Genomic DNA, 15,352 nt, shown 5'->3' with positions numbered 1-15,352 from the left:
ACCGAAACAATTTTATACATTGAAAAAGGAGAAACCCTTATAGAATTTCTCCTTTTTACTATTATTCAATTACTTTAGTTACATATTCTTCTGTTTTATTATAAACTTCCTCATCTACTTCTACCATCATATAAGTACCTTCATCCTTATAATCCTCTTCAAAAACTCTTCCATTTCTATGAAGGAATGATACTACATCACCTTTATGATACGGAATCATAAATTCAGCTTTAATTAGGCTATAAGGAAGCTTTTCTTCAATAAGATATAATAATTCCTCTAAATTTGTTCCTTCTTTTGCAGAAACCTCAATTATATCCTTATATAATGATTTTTCTCTTAGTTCATCAAGTTGCTCTTCTGAGGCCATATCAACCTTATTTAAAACTAAGATAGTTTCCTTTCCTATAGCACCTAACTCTGAAAGCACCTCTTCAACAGCTTTAATTTGTTCTAAAGCATAAGAAGATGAAGCATCTACAACATGACATAAAAGGTCTGAAAACACTACTTCCTCTAAGGTAGACTTAAATGCTTCTACTAAATCATGAGGCAATTTTCTTACAAATCCAACTGTATCTGTTAGGGTTATAAGCCCTTTATTTTTTAAAGTTATTGCTCTTGTTGTTATATCAAGAGTTGCAAAAAGCATATTAGCTTCAAATACTTTTTCCTTCCCCTTACCTTCTTGAACTGCTGCTATATCACATAAAGCATTTCTTAAAGTAGACTTTCCAGCATTGGTATATCCAACTAAAGATACCTTAGGGATACTTTCTTTATTTCTCTTTTCTCTTTGAACTTCTCTCGTCTTCTTTATTTTCTTTAACTCATTATTTAAATCGTAAATAGTTTCATTTATATGTCTTCTATCTGTTTCAAGCTTCTTTTCTCCAGGACCTCTTGTACCTATACCACCACCTGTTCTTGATAGCACTGTTCCAAGTCCTTGTAGTCTACTCTTTCTATATTTTAATTGGGCAAGCTCTACTTGAATTTTAGCTTCTTTACTCTTTGCTCTTCTTGCAAATATCTCCAAAATAAGAGTAGTTCTATCTATTACCTTTGCACCAATTGCATTTTCTAAGTTTCTAACTTGAGAACCTGATAATTCATCATCAAAAATAACTACATTAGCTCTTTCAGTTTGTCTTAATGATGCTATCTCAAGAACCTTTCCTCTTCCTATATAAAAAGCTGGATCTATCTTGCTTCTTCCTTGGAAAACACTTTCTAATACTGGAATATCACAAGCTTCTGCAAGTTCTCTTAATTCTTCTAAACTTTCTCTTGTATCAGAACCAACAATTATAGCTTTTTCTGTATCATCCTCTACTACTTCATTTTCTTTTATTAATGATTCTACATATCTTACTTTATCTAAAATGTGTATTGAAACAAGCTCTTCAAAGGAAAGATTCTTCTTTTCTTCATAAGCCAATACATCATTAAAGACTGTTAAAGTACCTAAAGAAAAATCTATAATATTTCCTTCAAATATCCCAACTGCTACAATACAGTCTAGCTTTAGCTTTAATAAAGCTGATAAATCTAATGCAGAAAGATTACTAAATCCATTTGGATGTGTGTGAATTACTCTTGTACCAGAAAGCTTACTTTCTCTAATATCTAATAAAGGTAATTCAACAGATGTGGAATCTCCTATTGCAACAGAAGTAACTGTACCTCTTCTATCGATAGCAACACTTACTTCCCTTTCAACCGCAGTAGAAACCCTAACCATAGTATCTATTATCTCTCTACTACATACTTCATCCTTCAAACTCTTCATTTTATATATTTTATCTAATTCATCTAAAAAGGTCTTTTTAATTCCTTCCGTATTTCCATTTATCATACATCAATCACCTCATGCCTAAACGTTATATAATTTATATTGTAGAAATTCCAACAAAATCAGAATTTCTTTATTATCTTACTTATCTTTATCTTATTTATCCTATTTATCTTGATTAACTTATTTATCTCATTTACCTTCTTACCTTGTTTATCTTGTTTATCTTGATTATCTTATTTATCTTGATTATCTCATTTACCTCTTACCTTGTACCTTCTTACCTTGTTTATCTTCTTACATTCTTCACAAAACCTATATCTAAGCAAAAACTTTCTTCCAAGAAATAAAGCTTTCAATTTTCCACTACCGATTTATAATCATAGAAACTCTAGCGACAGCAGAGTCTCCTCCCTATCTTGTTTATCTTATTTATCTTGATTAACTTTATTATCTCATTTATCTTCTTACCTCGTACCTTGTTACCTAAACTGTGCGTAGCACTGCTTTTTACCTAGTACCTTCCCTTACCTTCCTATCTCTATCTTGGCAACTTTCATCTAATTTTATACTATTGGTAAACATATGTAAACATCATAAAATGTTACTCATTATCTTATTTTATGTAAAATAGTTGAAAGAATTTAAAAATGTATGTAATATAAATTAAGATAAGACTTTTTTAAGTATTAATTTGCACTTTAATTAGAGAGAATATAATTATAGTTAATTAAGTGGTACATAGTATTATTTTATGAGCGGAGGACAACCATGGAAAACAAAAAACGCAACATACTTTTATCAAAGGAAACTATCGATAGTAGAATTCAAGAGCTTGGTAAAGAAATCACAAAAGATTATGAAGGAAAGAGCATATATGTACTTTCTCTATTAAGAGGAAGCTTTATTTTCACTGCTGATTTAGTTAGAGCTTTAGATACAAAAGTTAAAGTAGGTTTTATGACTACATCTAGTTATGGTCATAGTGAAAATAGTTCAGGAGAAGTTAAAATAGTTAGCGACATTCCTGATAACATTGAAGGATATGATGTCTTAATAGTTGATGATATTGTAGATACAGGATACACTATGGAATTTATCATAGAGCATGTAAAAAAACTTGGTGCTGCATCAGTTAAGAGCTGTGTACTTTTAGATAAGCCTTCAAGAAGAAAGGTAGATTTAAAACCAGATTACAGCTGTTTTGAAATTGATGATGTATTTGTAGTAGGATTTGGTTTAGATTACGAAAGTTATTATAGAAACGTTCCTTACGTATTTAACTGGGAAGAATAATTACATAGCGTAAATAATTATGGAATAGTATTTATACAAATTATAAATGCTATTCCATTTTTTAATTTCTATATAAGAAGGGCTCATTTTATTATTGGAATACTTTTTTGTTAGCTTCATTTAAAATTTCTTTTTTACTTCTTACCTATATTTATATATTCTTATATTTATATATTGTTATACTTATATATTTTTATATTTATAAGTTTTTAACTTTTTAAAATGGCTAAGTCCACTGTGAAGCTGTAGATTTTTTTCACCCAAGTTTCCTATAAAGCAAAAAAGGAGAATGGATATTTATCTTTCTCCTTTGGTCACAAGCTTCAAGTCACAGAAAAATAAATATCTATTCCCTTAATACTAGAGGTAAATTTATTTATTCATTAGATATTTTATTTTTTATCTTTACTTATTGCCACCGCCTAAATCTATAGCAGTATTTGGTGTCTTTCCAACAATAATTGTTTCAGCCACAGGTATCTGACAAGTAACAACTTGCTCCTTACTATGTAGAGGTATTTTCATCCTTACTCTAGCTTCAACATTTAAATAAATTTTATGTCTTGTCTGATTAATTCCTGCACTTTCAAATTTAGATTCATAAGATACCTTCATATTTCCAATTGGATCAATCTTTACATTTAAGTCAGGACCAAACTCATAGAAAGCACTATTGTCAGTCATCCATCCAAGAGGTACCTCCACCCCTACCTCTCCCATTTTCTGAAGTTCTTCATTGCATCTTATCGAAAGCCTTGAAGTTAAATAATTTAGTTTAACAGTATTAGCTCTAATCATATTGATATTACCTTCATTATCTTTATCTATTATGATCATCTCATCATAATTAAATTCCTCATCAAACAGTTCCATACTTGTTTTACTTATACACTCTATTGTATCAGCTTTAATTGAACTTTCTGCTACCTGTAACACTGCAGGATAAATCCTCTTATCATATAAAAATATTGAAAGAATAAAAACTAATAATATGGAAATAATAACCAGTATGATAGGCTTAAATTCCGTTTTTTTAGGTTTAGTATAATAGTTCATATATCACCTTATTGTTGAGTTATTGATTTACTCATATTATAATTATGCTATAATAGCATTTATTATTATTAAATCAATTTAATTTAGGAGGAACTGATGGCAAATAAAAATAATTCAAATAAAAATAAAAAAACCTCACAGGGACCATCTAAATCAGGTAGTACTTCTAAGAAAAAGACAGCTGACACTTCAAAAGTAAGTCAAGCTTCTCAAAAAAGTACTACTTCAAAACCTTCTAAGAATAGTAAAGGTAAAGTTGTTAGCAAAAAGAAAAAAATAATAAAAAGAGTATTTTTAGCTTTATTATTCTTATTCTTAGCCCTATTTGTTATAGGTTTAGGATATGTCTTCGCAATTATCAGTAGTGCCCCGCCACTAGATGTTGATGCTGTAAAAAATTTAAGCCAAGCTTCAGTATTATACGATAGAGATGGGGAGTTTATGGATAATGTCCATTCTGATATCGATAGACAAATCGTAGATGGAGATAAGATACCTCAAAATTTAAAAAATGCATTTGTTTCAATTGAAGACGAAAGATTTTATAAGCATCCTGGTATAGATGTTAGAAGAATACTAGGTTCTGCCGTAACTGATGTAGTTAAAATCTTTAAAGGAAAAAGAGGTCTTCATGGTGGTTCAACTATAACTCAACAATTGCTTAAAAATACCATATTAAGCAATGAAGACTTTATAATTGAAAGAAAAATAAAAGAAATATACCTTGCATTACAATTAGAGAAACACCTAGATAAGGATGAGATATTAGTTCAATATTTAAATACAATTCCATTAGGTGGTGTAACTTATGGAGTTGAAGCTGCTTCAAATTTATACTTTGGTAAATCTGTAGATAAGCTTAACTTAATACAATGTGCTTATATTGCAGGTGTAACTCAAGCACCTCACACTTATAGCGCATATAATCCAAACAATAAGGATAATCCTTCAATCTACTTAAATAGAACTAAAACTGTTTTAGGCAAAATGAAGGAATTAGGGTATATTAGCGAGGAAGAATATAATCAAGCAATTTCTGATATTGATAATGGTGGATTAGTTTTCACTCCAAAATCAATTTCATATAGACTTGATTATGAATGGTATATAAACCCTACTGTAACTGAAGTAAAAAGAGATTTAAAAGAAAAATATAAGTATTCTGATGAAGAAGTAAATAAACTTTTAGCTAATGGTGGATTAAAAATCTATACAAATATGGACAGAGATCTTCAAGACTATGCTCAAAAAGTATTAAATGAAACTACTGCTGCTACTGTTAGAAAACAAGAAACTTATGTAGCTGGTACTAAAACTCCAGAATTCCAAGGTGCAGCTACTGTAGTAGATTATAAAACTGGTGAAGTCCTTGCTCTTATTGGAGGAAGAGGTGAACAAGGAGCTAACTCCTTAAATAGGGCATATAGCGATTTGAAATCTATTGGGTCATCAACTAAACCATTAACAGTTTATGGACCTGCAATAGAAGAAAAGCTATTTACAGCTGCTTCTACACTTGACGATTCACCTTTTACTGATTCAAAATTATCTTACTTGAAAAATTTTGACAATTCACATTATGGAAATATAACTTTAAGAGAATCTATTAAAGAATCAAAAAATATAACAACTGTTAAAACTCAACTATCTATAGGTAACTCTTTATCTAAGCGTTATGGTGAAAAGTTTGGAATAGTATATAGTAAGAGTTCACAGGAATACCCTGCTTATGCTTTAGGGGAATTCCATAATGCATCTGATGATAGAGACGGGGCAACACCATATATTTTAGCCTCAGCTTTTGGTGTTTTTGGTAATGGTGGTGTTTATACTGAACCAAAGTTATACTCAAAAGTAACAGATGCTTCTGGAAATGTATTATTAGAAAAAGAAACTGAAACAAAGAGAATATTCTCTGAACAAACAGCTTATATAATGTATGACTTATTAAAAGGCTCTCTAAACTACTCAGCTTCAAACGCCAAATTTGGTGCTATGCCAGTAGCTGGTAAAACAGGTACTACAACAGGACCTAAAGACTTCTGGTTCTCTGGGTTAACACCTCATTTATCTGCTTCTGTATGGCTAGGTTATGATAATCGTTCAATAATGGGTGGATACTCAAGTTCTGCTTCTAAGGTATGGGGTAAGATTATGGCAAAAGCTAGTGAAGGAATGAACACTAAGGATATTACAATGCCAGATAACATTGTAAAGGTTGCTGTATGTAAAGATTCAGGACACCTTCCTACAGATTTATGTAGACAGGATCCAAGAGGAAATAGAGTGTATGAAGAATACTTCATAAAGGGAACTGAACCAACAGGCTATTGTGAAAACCACGTTAAGGTTAAGGTTAATAGTGCTAATAACAAATTAGCAACACCAAACACCCCTTCTCACCTTGTTGTGGAAAAAATATTTGTTAAGAAGGCTTCACCAAATCCTGTTACAGGTGATTACAAATACGTATTACCTACTGAGTATGATGATACTGTAGGTACTCCTGTATTACCTCCATCTGATACTGGAGATGAAGATGAAGATTTAGACGGGGATGATGAACTTCCTGAAGACGGTACTGGTTCCGAGGATACTAACAATAATCCAGAAAAACCAGAGAAACCAGAAAAGCCATGAATATAAAATACAAAAATAAAGATAACTTTAAAGTTATCTTTATTTTTTTGAATAATTTCAATTCTAATCCTTCATTTTAAGAATGATTTCAATTCATTTCCTTCACTTTTCTCTTTTAAACCTTACTTTTTTCATATTTTACGTTGATTTTAAATACTTTTTATTCTTTCTATGCAACTTTTATTTTTTTTCTTGCAAAAAACAACTTTTTCATATATTATAAAAGAGTATTTTGTCATAATAAGCAATAAAATATTACTAGAATGGGGGACAATAAATGGATTTATTAAACAATTTTATTCAATCATTTAATAATTTCCTATGGACTTATATCTTAATAGCTATGCTTTTAGTATTAGGTGTATACTTCACATGGAAAACAAAATTTGTACAATTTAGATACATAAAAGAAATGTTTAGGCTTCTTGGAGATGGAGCTACTCAAGAAAAGGTAAAGGGTAGCATTTCTTCATTTCAAGCTTTCTGTATAAGTACCGCTTCAAGAGTAGGTACTGGAAATCTTGCAGGTATAGCATTAGCTCTTACTGTAGGAGGACCTGGTGCAATATTCTGGATGTGGATAATAGCATTAATCGGTGCAGCCTCAAGCTTTGTAGAATCAACTTTAGCTCAAATCTATAAAACAAAACAACCAAACGGTTCTTATGTAGGTGGACCTGCATATTACATGGAAAAGGCCCTTGGTAAAAGATGGCTTGGTATTATATTCTCTATATTAATAACAATCACTTTTGGGTTAATATTCAACTCAGTTCAATCTAACACTATTACTCTAGCAATGAACGAAGCATTTGGTACTAATAACGTTATGATTGGAATTCTTCTAACTGTTCTAACACTTGTTATAATATTCGGTGGTGTTCACAGAGTATCTAAAGTTTCAGAAGTTATAGTTCCTGTAATGGCATTAGCATATATCTTTGTAGCTTTACTTGTAGTTATAATGAATATATCACAACTTCCAGCCCTAATATCTCTTATAGTAAAGAGTGCTTTTGGTGCTGAACAAGTAGTTGGTGGAACAATGGGTGCCGCTTTATTAACTGGTATCAAGAGAGGTTTATTCTCTAATGAAGCTGGTATGGGAAGTGCTCCAAACGCTGCAGCTACTGCAACTGTAACTCACCCTGTTAAACAAGGTTTAATTCAAACACTTGGAGTTTTCACTGATACAATTATAATTTGTACATGTACAGCCTTCATAATTCTTTTATCAGGTGTAGACTTAAATAGTAATTTAGAAGGTATACAACTTACTCAAAATGCTTTAAGCTCACAAGTAGGTGCTTGGGGAAGCTATTTCATAGCTTTTTGTATACTACTATTTGCTTTCAGTTCTATTGTAGGAAACTACTATTATGGTGAAGCTAACATTGAGTTCTTAACAGATAAAAAAATATATTTAACTCTTTATAGATTATTTGTTGGCGCTATGGTGTTCTTTGGATCAATAGCCAACTTAAACATAGTTTGGAACTTAGCAGATGTATTCATGGGATTAATGGCAGTTTTAAACCTTATAGTTATTGCATTATTAGGAAAATTTGCATTTAAAGCCCTTGAAGATTACAGGGCTCAAAAGAAGGCAGGTATTAAAGAACCTGTATTTAAGGCCAACTCAATTCCAGAACTAAAAAATGTAGATGAATGGAACTAGTGGGTTATGTTTGTTTTGATTGTTCCATGGCAAGCTCCAAGTAACATCAAAACAAAGATCCACTGAAGATAATAAAAAGAACTCAACTTTTTAAGTTGAGTTCTTTTTATTTTGACGATTTTGTTTCAGCAACAGTGTCTTTAATCCTATTAATAATTTCCCCACTTTCAGTGGAAACAAAGTATTTCAATCTTGCTTCTTTCCCATCAATCCCCAAACCTTTTATAGAAATAACATAGCAAAGTTCCGTTTCCTTCTTATCCTTATCTTCATAAAAAGCTTTAAATGTTTCTCCCACTATCTCACTCTTTTCTACAAGGCTTAAAGCTTCATTTAATACTATCTCTTCAGCTTTATCCTGAGTCACCTTAACCTTAACTCTATTAGGTTCTTTTAGAGTTGAAATATTTGAATATCCGTCTAAAGTTCCTTTTTCCTTATTTATATTTACTATTATTTGATCCTTATAAAAAGGATATCCATCCTCTAACTTAGTAAATATTAATGAGTAATACGGCACTTCTTGCCCTTCACTTTTTATAAACTCTTTAAACTCCACATCACCTTTATATATTTTGTCCAAATAATCTTCTGCCTTTTTAATAGCTTGTTCTTCACTTACTTTCGTCTCACCAAGAATACATACTTTATTCTTGAAACCAATGACTTTAAACTCATTATCAACATCTATACCAAAGTCCCTAGTATTTACTATATAATATTCACTTTCATTATTCATATCATATTTCTTTGAACTTTCATAAGATATACTGTCTAAATTTTCAGTTTCAGCCACTATATCCTGTGAGTATAATAAACTAACAAACCTTTTAGCTGCTCTTATTTCTTTTGATCCTCCACCAATGTAGGAATAAACAATACACAAAAGGCTAATCAAAAGACAAATAATAGTTATAAAAAAGATTATACTCCTCTTCTTATAATTCATAAGATACCTCCACTTTACGAACAAACTATTCCTATATATTTATATTACAATAATATGTGAATTTTATAAAGTACTATTGTACCCTAATTTTTTAGCTATGTTATTTGAAAGTCTTCTTCCATAAACCTTTGTAATCATTCCTAATAACATTTCTATTTCACCGAGCAAATTATAACTTATCATTATTTTACCATTATCAACAAAGTTTTTACTAATACTTTCATAACCTTTTCTATCTCTAAAAAACTTTCTCTCTTCATGGCACTCATTTAATTTAAACTTATCTGTTTTTATACATACATAATCGCAACAATGGAACTTTGTATACAAATCCTCTAAAGTACTATTATCTAAATTATTGCCATCTGGAATGAATAATATATCAATTTTCTCTTTCACTTCTTTATTACCGCTTATAAATGAAGCTTCTATTTCATGTAGTTTAAAAAGCTCTTTCTTTTCTATTTTATTAGATAACATAAAAATCTCTTTTGCTAGTGTAAAATCTAAAATATTCATTTCATCATGCATTATAAAGCCTACATTTTTAATTGACTCTTCTTTTTTCTCTAAGAATTCATCTTTACTAATTCTTACACTTGCATTTCCCTTTTGATTATATATAATAGTAAACTTAGTTTTCTCAGCAAGCCTTACCCCTGCCTCTGTAGAGATGTTGTCCATTATTATCTCGCCACCAAATTCAATAAAGAAATACTCTAATAGTAGCTTTACAGCTTCTTCCCCAAAGCCCTGATTTCTATATTTAGATAATATCTTAATATTAAACCTTGCAACTTTAGTAGCTGAATCATATCCATGAAAACTTACCTCTCCTATAGGAGAACCATCATTTAAGTACACTAAACAATAAAAGTTTTTACCATCAGATGGATAAACCATTTTTTTATAAAAACCTTCCCACTTACTTCTAGGAAATGAAAAAATCCCACCAATATCCTTCATAGTCTCTTCATCTGACCAAAGACTAGCGACAAACTCTAACTCCTCTAATATTGGCTGTTTTATATAAATCCTCTTTCCCTCTCTCATATACAAACCATCAGAATGTAACATAATTCATCACCTATAATATTTTCAACTATTTTTATAATAAATATCTCATATTTATACACCATTATCAATACAAATAATTTTTTCCATCAAATTCTTATTCTAAATAAACGCAAAAAAGCTTTTTATTTATTTTTCTTAGTTATACTAAACTTTTCTTTATGTTTTACTAAACTATTTTTTTCATATTTCTCTACACTTCAATCATACTCTATCTTAGGAGCAAATATTTTTTCCAATATTTTTTATAAAAATATTGATTTTTCCCTCTATTCTTTATATAATATTTTTGTTTGTTTAGTAATTTTAAACTATTAGTTTAGTAAAAGTTATTTTTATAAATTAAAGATGGTAGGTGTAAATGTGCAAATAGGAGACAAAATTCGAAGATTAAGAGTTGAAAAACAATTAACACAAGAAGAGCTTGCAAATAGGTGTGAATTATCAAAAGGATTTATTTCTCAATTAGAAAATGATCTAACTTCACCATCTATTGCAACTTTAATGGATATACTAGAGATATTAGGTACAAACTTAAAAGAGTTCTTCAGTGAAACTTCTGAAGAGAGAATTACCTTCACTAATGAAGATATGTTTGAAACTGAAAACGAAGAGTTAAAATATCAACTTATGTGGTTAGTTCCAAATGCTCAAAAGAATGAGATGGAACCTATAATGATTACCATTGAACCAGGTGGAAGATATATAGAAGAAGAACCTCACGAAGGTGAAGAATTTGGATATGTACTTGCAGGAATCATATTTTTACATCTTGGAGAAAGAACTTATAAAGTAAAAAAAGGTGAAAGTTTCTACTATCAAGCACGTGAAAATCATTATATCTCAAATGCCGGAAAAACTCCTGCAAAAGTTATTTGGATTAGTACTCCACCATCATTTTAATTTAGTTTTTTAGAAAGAGGTGTTTATATTGAGCGAAAATATAATTGAATTAAAAAACATTAGTAAACAATACGACGATAATACAGTCTTAGATAATTTATCTTTAAACATTAGAAAAAATGAGTTTGTCACCTTACTTGGACCTTCAGGTTGTGGTAAGACTACTACTCTTAAGATAATAGCTGGTTTTGAAACTGCAGATTCTGGAAGTATAATGTTTAAAAATAAGGATATCTCAGATGTTCCTCCTTATAAGAGGCAATTAAACACCGTATTCCAAAAATATGCACTATTCCCTCATATGAATGTTTACGAAAACATTGCATTTGGGTTAAAAATAAAAAAGCTTTCAAAAGATGAAATAGATAAAAAGGTAAAAGAAATGCTTAGAATGGTTTCTTTATCTGGGTTTGAAAAAAGAAGTATAGAATCCCTAAGCGGAGGACAACAACAAAGAGTTGCTATAGCAAGAGCTTTAGTTAATGAACCAGAAGTACTTCTATTAGATGAACCTCTTGGTGCATTAGATTTAAAACTTAGAAAAGAAATGCAATTAGAGTTAAAGAAAATTCAACAAGAACTTGGTATCACTTTTATATTTGTAACACATGACCAAGAAGAAGCATTAACAATGTCAGATACTATAGTTGTTATGAACAAAGGGCTTATACAACAAAAAGGTACACCTGAAGATATATATAATGAACCTGCTAATGCTTTTGTAGCTGACTTTATTGGAGAAAGCAACATTCTTGATGGTGTTATGGTAGAAGATTTTAAAGTTATTTTTGCAGATAGAGAATTTGAATGTGTAGATAAAGGTTTTGAACCAAATGAAGAAATTGATGTTGTAATAAGACCTGAAGACTTTAAGATAGTAAAAGCAGAAGAAGGAATGTTAAAGGGTACAGTAAAATCTGTAATCTTTAAAGGTGTTCATTACGAAATGGTTGTAGAAGAAAATAATAGAACTTGGATTTTACATAATATAAAATTTGCTGAAGTTGATAGTGAAATAGGATTAGATATATATCCTGAAGATATTCACATCATGAAAAAGGTGAGATAAGATGAAGAAAATTAACAGCAGTAAATCTGCTGCTTATCCATACATAGTATGGAGTTCATTATTTATATTAATACCTTTATTAATAGTTCTATTTTTTAGTTTTACAGTGGAAACCTCTGAAGGATACAGTTTTTCTCTTGAAAACTATACAAGATTAATGAATTCTCAATATGCACATATTTTTTATAAATCAATACAGTTAGCTGGATTAACTACAGTTGCCTGTTTAATTCTAGGATACCCTGTTGCATATATTATTTCTAAAATTTCTCCATCTAGAAGAAATTTAGTTATTATGCTTTTTATAGTTCCTATGTGGATGAACTTCCTACTTAGAACTTATGCTTGGTTACCAATCCTAGGTAAAAATGGTTTTGTAAATAACTTTTTAGCTAACTTCGGTATTGGACCAATACAGTTTTTATATAATGATGGTGCAGTATTACTTGGTATGATATATAACTTCTTACCTTTTATGGTATTACCAATATTCACTATACTATCAAAAATGGATCAAAGCTTAATTGATGCTGCAAGTGATCTTGGAGCAACTAGAAAACAAATATTTACCAAAGTAGTATTTCCTCTAAGCCTTCCTGGTGTTATATCAGGAATAACTATGGTATTTATGCCTGCTGTATCTACCTTTGTTATTTCTAGCCTTCTAGGTGGTGGACAATACATGCTTCTTGGTAACTTAATAGAACAACAATTTACTACTATGGGTAACCGTAACTTTGGTTCAGCAATCTCTATAATAATGATGATTGTTATCCTTATATCTATGGCAGTAATGAATAAATTCGACTCAGAAGACAAGGAAGGGAGTGCAGGACTTTGGTAAATAAGTTTGAACAGTTTTTAAAAAGATTTTATCTTGTTATAATATTTGCATTTTTATATGCACCTATAATAACACTTATGATTTACTCTTTTAATGATTCAAAAACTATGGCTAAATGGAATGGATTCACCTTCAAGTGGTATGGAGAATTACTTCATAATGAAAATATAATGAGTGCTCTTTACTATACTGTAGTTATTGCACTTTTAGCTTCAACCATTGCTACAATAATAGGAACTATTACAGCTATAGGTATACACAATATGAAAAAAGGATTTGGTAAGAACTTCTTACTTAATATTAATTATCTACCTGTATTAAACCCTGATATAGTTACAGGTATAGCTTTAATGTCACTATTTATATTTATAAAATTAGATTTTGGATTTACAACAATGCTTTTAGCACATATTACTTTTAATATACCTTATGTAATACTTTCAGTACTTCCAAAATTAAAACAGCTTCCTGCAAATACAACAGAGGCTGCTTTGGATTTAGGAGCTACTCCTTTTTATGCTTTAAGAAAAATCATAATTCCTCAAATAAAACCTGGAATAATGGCAGGATTCTTAATGGCATTTACAATGTCTATAGATGATTTTGTAATCTCATTCTTTACTACAGGTCCTGGAGTTTCAAATCTATCTATAGAAATTTACTCTATGGCAAGAAGGGGTATTAAACCAGAAATTAATGCTTTATCTACATTAATGTTTATTACTGTTTTAGCTTTATTGCTTATAGTTAACAAAAAATCTTCTAGAGGTGATAGTATTGAAAATGCATAAAAAATTAATTGCCCTAATATCAGCTACTATTCTTATATCTAGCTCCTTAATAGGTTGTGTAGGCAGTAAAAGTGAGTCTAATAAAGTAATTAATGTATTTAACTGTGGTGACTATATAGATGAAGAATTAATTACAAAATTTGAAGAAGAAACTGGGTACAAAGTTGAATATTCTACATACGATACTAACGAAATCATGTACTCTAAGATTAAATCAGGAAGTAATAAGTACGATTTAGTTTTTCCTTCTGACTATATGATTGAAAAAATGATTAACGAAGGTATGGCAGAAAAGATTAACTTTGATAATGTACCAAATTATAAATATATAGATGAAAAATTTAAGAACCTATCATATGACCCTAATAATGAATATTCAGTTCCTTATATGTGGGGAACTATAGGAATCATATATAATCCTGAAGTTGTAAAAGAAGAAGTTAAGAGCTGGGATATACTATGGGATAAAAAATATGATAAAGAAATAATAATGTTTAACTCTGTTAGAGATACTATGGCTATTGCATTAAGTAAACTTGGTTATTCAATGAATTCAACTAATCCAGAAGAAATAAAGCAAGCTGCAGATATACTTATCGAACAAAAGCCAATAGTTAAGGCATGGTTTGTTGATCAAGTTAAAGATGCTATGATTAATGACGAAGCAGCACTTGCAACTGTATGGTCAGGTGATGCTAATTACATAATAAGTGAAAATCCAAAACTAGAATATGTTGTACCAGAAGAAGGTTCTAATAAGTGGTTTGATGCTATGGTAATTCCTAAAGATGCTCCTAATAAAGAAGGTGCTGAAGCATTTATAAACTTCTTAACTGATCCAGAAAACTCATTACAAAATGTTGATTATATTCAATACTATACTCCTAACTGGAAAACATATGAAATGTTAGATGATGAAGTTAAAGAATCTTATCCTACTGATGAAACCCTTGATAAATGTGAAGTATTTAAAGATTTAGATAGAGATTCTTTAAAGATATATGATGATGAATGGATAAGAATAGGTAGTACATCTACTAATAATAGCACTTCTCCTTCCCTATTAGGCTTTTTAGGTATGGGATTAGTTCTAGGAATATTTATATTACTTATTCTTTATCTATTAAAAAAGTTTAAGAAATAAAAGTGGTGGGGATATTTATTTTACTTGTTCATCAAAACTAATATCCTCTCACTCCTACTAAAGGAAACTATAAAAAATAAGCTGTGTAATGTTACAATATTACACAGCTTATT

12 protein-coding genes are annotated in these 15,352 nt (G+C 30.0%); 8 read left to right on the top strand and 4 right to left on the bottom strand.

The window, feature by feature from the left end; translation table 11 throughout:
* Positions 1 to 61 precede the first annotated feature (61 nt).
* Entirely contained in the window at positions 62 to 1,858 is a 1,797-nt protein-coding gene (hflX, locus tag I4V16_RS08865; protein ID WP_049177186.1) for a GTPase HflX, read from the bottom strand.
* 708 nt (positions 1,859 to 2,566) lie between these two features.
* Here hflX and hpt point away from each other — a divergent pair.
* The gene (gene hpt, locus I4V16_RS08860) at positions 2,567 to 3,091 is read left to right on the top strand and encodes a hypoxanthine phosphoribosyltransferase (RefSeq protein WP_027099619.1); all 525 of its coding nucleotides are present in this window, start codon (positions 2,567 to 2,569) and stop codon (positions 3,089 to 3,091) included.
* Positions 3,092 to 3,496: 405 nt separating this feature from the next.
* On the opposite strand, the gene yunB is transcribed toward hpt, so the two are convergent.
* On the bottom strand, positions 3,497 to 4,147 hold the full coding sequence (gene yunB, locus I4V16_RS08855; protein ID WP_049177187.1) for a sporulation protein YunB: 651 nt from the start codon (positions 4,145 to 4,147) through the stop codon (positions 3,497 to 3,499).
* A gap of 96 nt (positions 4,148 to 4,243) precedes the next feature.
* On the opposite strand from yunB, the gene I4V16_RS08850 reads away from it, so the two are divergent.
* Both I4V16_RS08850 and I4V16_RS08845 read left to right on the top strand, forming a co-directional pair.
* On the top strand, positions 4,244 to 6,787 hold the full coding sequence (locus I4V16_RS08850; protein ID WP_111937114.1) for a transglycosylase domain-containing protein: 2,544 nt from the start codon (positions 4,244 to 4,246) through the stop codon (positions 6,785 to 6,787).
* A 277-nt stretch (positions 6,788 to 7,064) separates the two neighbouring features.
* Positions 7,065 to 8,465 (top strand): alanine/glycine:cation symporter family protein, encoded by a 1,401-nt coding sequence (locus I4V16_RS08845; protein WP_111937113.1) that lies wholly within the window; start codon positions 7,065 to 7,067, stop codon positions 8,463 to 8,465.
* Positions 8,466 to 8,571: 106 nt separating this feature from the next.
* Here the strand turns inward: I4V16_RS08845 and I4V16_RS08840 are convergent, their stop codons facing one another.
* Together I4V16_RS08840 and I4V16_RS08835 are read right to left on the bottom strand one after the other, a co-directional pair.
* Positions 8,572 to 9,414: a YcdB/YcdC domain-containing protein gene (locus tag I4V16_RS08840; protein ID WP_049177190.1), complete on the bottom strand. Its 843-nt coding sequence runs from the start codon at positions 9,412 to 9,414 to the stop codon at positions 8,572 to 8,574.
* 63 nt (positions 9,415 to 9,477) lie between these two features.
* Positions 9,478 to 10,491, bottom strand: a complete 1,014-nt coding sequence (locus I4V16_RS08835) for a GNAT family N-acetyltransferase (protein WP_111937112.1) — start codon at positions 10,489 to 10,491, stop codon at positions 9,478 to 9,480.
* Between the two features lie 360 nt (positions 10,492 to 10,851).
* Here I4V16_RS08835 and I4V16_RS08830 point away from each other — a divergent pair, with 360 nt between their 5' ends.
* Genes I4V16_RS08830 through I4V16_RS08810 form a run of 5 tightly spaced genes read left to right on the top strand, consistent with a single transcriptional unit; the run spans position 10,852 to position 15,239 of the window.
* Positions 10,852 to 11,391: an XRE family transcriptional regulator gene (locus I4V16_RS08830; protein ID WP_027099614.1), complete on the top strand. Its 540-nt coding sequence runs from the start codon at positions 10,852 to 10,854 to the stop codon at positions 11,389 to 11,391.
* Positions 11,392 to 11,419: 28 nt separating this feature from the next.
* Positions 11,420 to 12,460: a spermidine/putrescine ABC transporter ATP-binding protein gene (gene potA, locus I4V16_RS08825; protein ID WP_049177192.1), complete on the top strand. Its 1,041-nt coding sequence runs from the start codon at positions 11,420 to 11,422 to the stop codon at positions 12,458 to 12,460.
* A 1-nt stretch (position 12,461) separates the two neighbouring features.
* Positions 12,462 to 13,304 (top strand): ABC transporter permease, encoded by an 843-nt coding sequence (locus tag I4V16_RS08820; RefSeq protein ID WP_049177193.1) that lies wholly within the window; start codon positions 12,462 to 12,464, stop codon positions 13,302 to 13,304.
* The gene (locus I4V16_RS08815; protein WP_111937111.1) at positions 13,298 to 14,095 is read left to right on the top strand and encodes an ABC transporter permease; all 798 of its coding nucleotides are present in this window, start codon (positions 13,298 to 13,300) and stop codon (positions 14,093 to 14,095) included. The genes I4V16_RS08820 and I4V16_RS08815 overlap by 7 nt, the downstream gene beginning before the upstream one ends.
* Positions 14,082 to 15,239, top strand: coding sequence for a spermidine/putrescine ABC transporter substrate-binding protein (locus I4V16_RS08810; protein WP_242979698.1), 1,158 nt, complete (start codon positions 14,082 to 14,084; stop codon positions 15,237 to 15,239). The genes I4V16_RS08815 and I4V16_RS08810 overlap by 14 nt, the downstream gene beginning before the upstream one ends.
* Positions 15,240 to 15,352: the final 113 nt, after the last annotated feature.

The organism is Clostridium sp. 1001283B150210_160208_E6, assembly GCF_015669365.1.
GTDB lineage: Bacteria > Bacillota > Clostridia > Clostridiales > Clostridiaceae > Clostridium > Clostridium paraputrificum.
Note: the sequence above shows the minus strand (reverse complement) of the source record. Positions and strands in the feature narration are given on the sequence as shown.

Coding starts and splice junctions, on each gene's coding strand:
- hflX (WP_049177186.1), bottom strand. CDS start 1,858: ATGATAAATGGAAATACGGAAGGAATTAAAAAGACCTTTTTAGATGAA.
- I4V16_RS08845 (WP_111937113.1), top strand. CDS start 7,065: ATGGATTTATTAAACAATTTTATTCAATCATTTAATAATTTCCTATGG.
- hpt (WP_027099619.1), top strand. CDS start 2,567: ATGGAAAACAAAAAACGCAACATACTTTTATCAAAGGAAACTATCGAT.
- I4V16_RS08840 (WP_049177190.1), bottom strand. CDS start 9,414: ATGAATTATAAGAAGAGGAGTATAATCTTTTTTATAACTATTATTTGT.
- yunB (WP_049177187.1), bottom strand. CDS start 4,147: ATGAACTATTATACTAAACCTAAAAAAACGGAATTTAAGCCTATCATA.
- I4V16_RS08835 (WP_111937112.1), bottom strand. CDS start 10,491: ATGTTACATTCTGATGGTTTGTATATGAGAGAGGGAAAGAGGATTTAT.
- I4V16_RS08850 (WP_111937114.1), top strand. CDS start 4,244: ATGGCAAATAAAAATAATTCAAATAAAAATAAAAAAACCTCACAGGGA.
- I4V16_RS08820 (WP_049177193.1), top strand. CDS start 12,462: ATGAAGAAAATTAACAGCAGTAAATCTGCTGCTTATCCATACATAGTA.